Below are 3,483 nucleotides of genomic sequence, written 5' to 3'. Positions count from 1 at the left end.
TGATGGCTATGTGACTAAAAATAATATGGGACAAAGCGATATAGAAATGGTGTAAATACACACATCTTCTATAAACTTCGTCCCATATTCTAAAATAGAATTAAACTAGTTTGGACAATTTCTCCATCAAATCACTATCGTCATTCCAATCTGAAAGTGTAGATGCAGTAATTTCAGGATATGCTTTTTCTAGGGCATCTCTTTTTCGCTCTGTATCAATTTTTGCATAGATCTCTGTTGTAGAAATATCAACATGACCTAATATATCTCTAATATAAATTAAGTCAATCCCTGCCTGATATAAATGCATCGCCTTTGAATGCCTGAAAATATGTGGAGTAATTTTGAAGTCAGAAAGATGTATTGAGGATTCAATAGCACGATTTTCATATTTTTTAATAATATATGAAATTCCTTTTCTTGTGTATGGAACATGGTGGCAATTTATGAATAAAGGAATATTTGCATTTCTTGTATCTGAATATCCTAAATCTGATAGATATTGTTTTAATAGTAAAACAGTATTTTTCATTATTGGAACATGTCTTGTTTTTTCTCCTTTTCCAGTTAAAGTGATAATAGAAGGTGGCTCAAGACGAATATCTCTAATTTTAAGGTCGCATAGCTCACTAACTCTTGCTCCTGTATCATAAAGTACAGTTAATATTACAAGTTCTTTTCTTTCGGATAGAACTGAACGATTCGGTAGGCCCAATAACGATTTCATTTCTTCTGGTGTCAAATATCCAACGACCGTTTTAGGGGTCCTTTTTTGAGGAATAGCAAGTATCTTCTGACACAAGAATAAATGCTCAGGTGCTTCAATTTGTAAATATCTAAAAAATGAATTTACTGCTGTTCTTCTATGATTCCTTGAAGTTATACTGCAACCTCGAGATTTTTCAAGCCAATCATAATATTCTTTTATGATCTGTGGTGAGATTTTCGAAAGGGTTAATCTCTCAGGTACAATACTTTTTTCTTCCTTACAAAAGGTTAAAAACAATTTAAATGCATCCCGATAACTTTTGATTGTATTGATACTTGCATTTCTTTGACCAGACATATATGTTGTTAGAAAGCTAGTCAGGTGATAGGAAAAATCAGAAACCTTCATATTCTTCACCTCCAAGAAATGGAATAATATCTGGGTACTGTTTCTCTAAGGTTTCTTCTATCATTGGATATATTTCAGCTGTGATTCTTAGATAATAGGCTGTATATCTAAATAATGTATGACCCATATATGCCTTTAAATATGGATAACAAGTATTTAAATCTTTGCCTTCTAGTACCCAATTTCTAAGGCAATGAACAGCAAAAGTATGCCTAAAATCATGCATTCGTATTTGATTATTCCTTCCACCATGAGAAATTTCTGCATTTCTTAAAAATCTACGGAAATTACCATAAATATTCATATATTTGATGGGATCATCCGTTTTTGAAGGGAAAAAGTATTTGTGTGGATTACTGCAATGAACCAAGTTATAATAAGTTTTGCATCTTTCAAACATATCTTGTGATAGTGGAACAAGTCTTTCACCATCATTTTTTGATTCCATAATCTTTAGTATGCCATTTTCTAAATCAACATTATCAGTTAATAAATTAGTTGCTTCTGAAACCCGAAGACCGCAAGAATACAATAATCTAAAAAACACAGGCATTATTAAATGTCTATTTGGATTTTGATGAGTAATATGACATCTATCTATTGCATTAAAAAACCTAGAAAGCTCCTCTGTGCTGTATATATGAGGGGTATATCTTTTTTCTGGAGGTAAGCTTTTAGTTGGGAAGATATATGCTGGAATACCCTTATCACATTGATATTTTGCTAGATGGCTTATGGGAGTCATATTTAACCGTAATGTTTTGGGAGTTAGATATTTATTAACTCCCAACTGATACCATGCCATTACTATATCCTTGGACAGGATATTTTCATCCTTAAAATTTTCATAACAGAACGTATCAAAGGATTTTAAAACTATTGAAGGGCTGTAGTATATATTTCCTAACCCATGTTTTAGTTTAATAAAAGCACCAATATCACTTGCAAATCCACTATTAAATGTAAAGTCATTAAAATTTGCCATCTTGCTCTACCCCCAATTTATTAACTTCAAGAGCACAATCTCTGAGTCTATTAATATCAACATTTAGATATATTGATGTAGAATCCACTGAAGTATGCCCTAATATACCAGATATATCGCTTAAGGGTACATTTTCCTCCATAAGGGTAGTTGCCAGGGAATGTCTCAGAGAATGCATACCATTTCTTTTTTTAGCACTTATGGGAAGTTTTGCTCTCATCATATACTTTTCTATTGTTTTGTAAAGATGATTTCTTTCGGAAAGTTCAGTATAGGGTGGTAAATGCCTTAAAAATATATGTTGATTATCTACCTTTGGTCTGGCATTTTGAACATAATCAATAATTGCCCAGCCCACATCTCTTAAAAGAGGTAGTGTAAGGGGCTCACCAGTTTTTGATTGTATAATAACTATTTGATTTTCTTTCCAGTGTAAATTCTCAAATTTTAGTTTCTTTACATCACTGCTTCTAAGTCCCAGTCTAGCTACAAGTAAAATCATAGCATAGTCCCTTTTTTCGTTTGGATTGTTTTGGTCTATCGCAGCTAGTAATTGATTCACTTCATTTTTTGTCCAAAAAGATGGTATTTTTTGATGATAAGTTCCTCGTATGGTACCAATAAATTGTGATAAGTCCTCTTTTATAAAACCTTCAAAATACAAATAGCGTAAAAATAATCTTACTGCACCCGTATGATGCTTAATAGTAGGTCTTTTGAATTCTGAAAGAGTTTCAATGTATTTAAATATTATCTCTACAGACCATTTATCTACACATAAACATTCGTTTTTTTCTAAAAACTGCATAAATTTTACAATATTACTAAGATAGCCTTCGATAGTACGGGTAGAATACTCTCCTTCACCTAGATATTTTCCGTAACTATTTAAAATTTCAATGTATTGGACATTGTTCAATTTTGTTACGGGAATATAGCATCTTAAAGGGATTTTACCATATTTATTGTAATGGTCTAAAATCAAAATAGCCCTTTTAATAAAATTTTCACTACGTTTTTTAAAATCTGTTTTGCTACATCTAATTTCAAAATATTCCATTGCAATTTCAGAGTTAAATTCATAAATATTTTTACTCTCAAAATACCGAATCATGCCATTCCAGAAATACCTGAAATTGTCTCTTGTTAATTTACTGTAACCAGAAGCCTCAAGTTCATTTAAAACTTCATCGGTTAGTTCATCTAATTTCTTTTTCATAAAAAACCTCCAAAATATTTAGTAGCTTTAGAAAGCTCTAATTATATTTTAAAGGACATTTATATTTATTAAAATAATATGGGACAAAACTTTTAATAAGGACTTTATGTTTATGCCATTTCTATATCACTTCGTCCCATATTATTTTTAGTCACATAGCCA

At 31.1% G+C, this 3,483-nt stretch carries 3 protein-coding genes; all 3 read right to left on the bottom strand.

Annotation, left to right across the window (positions count from 1 at the left end):
- Positions 1–100: 100 nt before the first annotated feature.
- Genes RT714_RS15880 through RT714_RS15870 form a run of 3 tightly spaced genes read right to left on the bottom strand, consistent with a single transcriptional unit; the run spans position 101 to position 3,321 of the window.
- Entirely contained in the window at positions 101–1,117 is a 1,017-nt protein-coding gene (locus RT714_RS15880) for a tyrosine-type recombinase/integrase (RefSeq protein WP_313758990.1), read from the bottom strand.
- A complete protein-coding gene (locus tag RT714_RS15875; RefSeq protein WP_313758988.1) occupies positions 1,104–2,102 on the bottom strand; it encodes a tyrosine-type recombinase/integrase in 999 nt (332 codons plus the stop codon). Before RT714_RS15875 ends, RT714_RS15880 begins: the two co-directional genes overlap by 14 nt.
- Positions 2,089–3,321, bottom strand: coding sequence for a site-specific integrase (locus RT714_RS15870; RefSeq protein WP_313758985.1), 1,233 nt, complete (start codon positions 3,319–3,321; stop codon positions 2,089–2,091). Before RT714_RS15870 ends, RT714_RS15875 begins: the two co-directional genes overlap by 14 nt.
- Positions 3,322–3,483: the final 162 nt, after the last annotated feature.

Origin of the sequence: Tissierella sp. (assembly GCF_032104385.1) — a bacterium.
GTDB lineage: Bacteria > Bacillota > Clostridia > Tissierellales > Tissierellaceae > Tissierella.
Note: the sequence above shows the minus strand (reverse complement) of the source record. Positions and strands in the feature narration are given on the sequence as shown.

What these genes read in the sequence shown, in the direction of transcription:
- RT714_RS15875 (WP_313758988.1), bottom strand. Translation starts at nt 2,102, where the DNA reads ATGGCAAATTTTAATGACTTTACATTTAATAGTGGATTTGCAAGTGAT.
- RT714_RS15880 (WP_313758990.1), bottom strand. Translation starts at nt 1,117, where the DNA reads ATGAAGGTTTCTGATTTTTCCTATCACCTGACTAGCTTTCTAACAACA.
- RT714_RS15870 (WP_313758985.1), bottom strand. Translation starts at nt 3,321, where the DNA reads ATGAAAAAGAAATTAGATGAACTAACCGATGAAGTTTTAAATGAACTT.